Here is a 2585-nt window from a genome sequence, read left to right on the forward strand (position 1 = left end):
CTCAAAACTTAGGAAGAATCTATTGCCATTATTTTTATGATAAATCACTCGGTACTCACCACAATGTTGGCCATTGCTGGCACTGAGGTCAAAACGGTTAAATATTGCGCTGGGTAACATGTTGTTAACCAACCCTGAAAGAGCGGTTTCTTGTGCTCTTTTTTGTAAATTCATTTTTACAAAACCATTGATTTTTGAATCAACATTGAGTGTTTTTAACAAACTGTTTAGGAGTTGTGCGTTAGAGCTGTGTGTTGTCGCGTCGCTAGTATTGCGAATGTTTGTGAGTGTTTTGGCAAGTGAGAATTTTTTATCAAAATCATTCTTATTCACGCCAGTGGCACCTCGGTTAAAGACTAAAGCGTTGTTATTGATGAATGCGGATCGTTGTAAGGGAATAGCAGAGGCATTAGGATTTGCTGATGTTTTATCTTGCAAGTAATCATCCATTAGATTGCGCTCACTAGAGCGTCCGCCTGCAATCGTGTTGATTGAGACAATAAGGGCTGTGCTTAATAGTAGAATGCGCCCAAAATTTGGGTTGAAAGATATTGGGTTCATGATTTTAAATCCAGAAAGATAATTTGATTGATTATAACAGTTAAACATAAGTTTTTATACATTTTTCTACCTGTAATTGTTCGTGAATTCGCCTTTAGAGCCCCTCAAAAATCCAAACCAAAAAAAACCAACCTTATTTAACAATCCAACCCCGTAAAAGCCCTACTACAAAAACATTTACGCTAAAACACCCCTATAAAACAAGGGTAGCATCCCCTCATATCTCAACAAATTGAGAATTTGACCAATGCAAGGGTCAGCCGTAGAAACGCAGGAAGACCAAGAAAGAAAATTGATGAATAAATGACACTCTGATCCTACTTATTTAAAAAGCAATGCAAGTGAGTCATGAAACAATTTAATGAACAGCAAATAAGTATTTTAATCTGTTAATTTAAAAAACTTTAAGTTGACACTGTTCTATATTTAATCGGATGTAGTGATAGATGTAGGTATAGTGCCTCCAAAATTTGAATCACCCCACGCCGTGATTGAACCATCGGCTTTAACGGCGGTAAAGGCCTTCTCATTTGAGAAAATCTTGGTATAGCCACTACCAGAGGGTGCACCTGTACCGCCCCAATCCGAATGACCCCACGCTGTGATTGAGCCATCGGCTTTAAGGGCGACAAAGGCATGGTTATTTGAATAAATCTTGGTATAGCCATTACCAGAGGGTGCACCTGTGCCTCCATAGCCTAGACCCCACGCCGCGATTGAACCATCGGCTTTAAGGACGGCAAAGGCACTATGAGTTGAATAAATCTTGGTATAGCCCTTACCAGAGGGCGCACCTGTATCTCCACTACCCGAACTACCACCCCACGCCGCGATTGAACCATCGGCTTTAAGGGCGGCAAAGGAACCCCTATTTGAATAAATTTTGATATAGCCACTACCATCGGGCACACCTGTGCCTCCATAGCGTGAGTCGCCCCACGCTATGATTGACCCATCGGCTTTAAGGACAGCAAAGGCACTCTCAGTTGAATAAATCTTGGTATAGCCCTTACCAGAGGGTGCACCTGTGCCTCCTGAATCACCCCACGCCATGATTGACCCATCGGCTTTAAGGGCAGCAAAGGCGGTCCCAGTTGAATAAATCTTGGTGTAGCCCTTACCAGAGGGTGCACCTGCGCCTCCATGACCTGAGTCACCCCACACCGTGATTGACCCATCGGCTTTAAGGGCGGCAAAGGCGCCATAAGTTGAATAAACCTTAGTATAGCCACTACCATCGGGCGCACCTGTGTTTCCATAACGTGAGTCACCCCACACCGTGACTGAGCCATCGGCTTTAAGGGCGGCAAAGGCAGCCGCAGTTGAGTAAATCTTGGTGTAGCCATCACCAGAGGGCGCACCTGTACCTCCTGAATCACCCCACACCGTGATTGAACCATCGGCTTTAAGGGCAGCAAAGGCACTCCCAGTTGAATAAATCTTGGTATAGCCACTACCAGAGGGTGCTATGCCTCCAGCATCTGGGTTACCCCACGCCGTGATTGACCCGTCGGCTTTAAGGGCAGCAAAGGCATAATGGTTAGGATAATTTGGTGGATTATACCACCCACTAAAATTATTACGGGCACTAAAGAAATCCACCTCAGAAAAACGCCACTTTTCTACTGTTTTTTTCCAATAATCTTCCAGTAAAGCTGCTCGAGCAGGTAAAAATTGCTCGGTTAATGCTAAGGATAAAGTGCCTTGCTCATCAACATGAACAAAAGATTGACTCTTTGGCCAGTTAATATTCGGGGCAATTTCTGTATCGTTGCTATTTTGATGGCAACCGCTACAACTCCTTGCCTCAGCACGATTCATAATCATTTTTGCACTGTAACCTGACAAATCTAGTGCGGCTAGTTTTTTGCTGATGATTGCTTTTAAGTTTGGGGCTGTATCATAAGCGGTATTATCATTAACATTTGAGTCTGATTGAAATTCATTGTAGTGGTTATCAGTCCCCAAATTAAAACCATTGATAATGTCGTTAGAACTAGGGCTAGTTGCACGCTTTTCAGGCG

At 43.4% G+C, this 2585-nt stretch carries 1 protein-coding gene and 1 pseudogene; both read right to left on the reverse strand.

Annotated elements, in window-relative coordinates; all coding sequences use genetic code 11:
- On the reverse strand, positions 1-561 hold a 561-nt coding region (locus BBROOKSOX_RS09965; protein ID WP_139661568.1), incomplete at its 3' end, for a hypothetical protein.
- Between the two features lie 426 nt (positions 562-987).
- Positions 988-2585, reverse strand: a pseudogene (locus BBROOKSOX_RS09970) (hypothetical protein); the annotation flags it as partial.

Source organism: bacterium endosymbiont of Bathymodiolus sp. 5 South (assembly GCF_900128535.1).
Taxonomy (GTDB): Bacteria; Pseudomonadota; Gammaproteobacteria; order PS1; family Pseudothioglobaceae; genus Thiodubiliella.